The sequence below is a fragment of the Citrobacter sp. TBCS-14 genome (genome assembly GCF_005280805.1).
Classification (GTDB): domain Bacteria; phylum Pseudomonadota; class Gammaproteobacteria; order Enterobacterales; family Enterobacteriaceae; genus Citrobacter; species Citrobacter gillenii.
This window is the reverse complement of record NZ_SZWM01000393.1, coordinates 1-220: the sequence shown is the minus strand read 5'-3', so window position 1 is coordinate 220 and position 220 is coordinate 1. Positions and strand designations below refer to the sequence as shown.

Genomic DNA, 220 nt, shown 5'->3' with positions numbered 1-220 from the left:
TTCAGTGCGGTAAAGAGCGCAACGCTGCCGTTGATGATGAAAAAGGCGCACCAGATTTGTGTCACACGGCGTGTGTAGCGTACTCCTGCCTCGGGCAGATTTGGGTCGCGCAGCCGCGCCAGGCGTTCAACAATGGGCATCGCGGACCAAAGCGATCCGCCAAAAACCGACAGCATCACGGCGTTTACCACTACCGGATAAAACAGCAGCAACTGATGTG

Annotated in this window: 1 pseudogene; it reads right to left on the bottom strand. The window is 56.4% G+C overall.

Annotated features, from left to right (window positions below):
* Positions 1 to 220 (bottom strand): annotated as a pseudogene (locus FDX22_RS15740) (hypothetical protein); the annotation flags it as partial.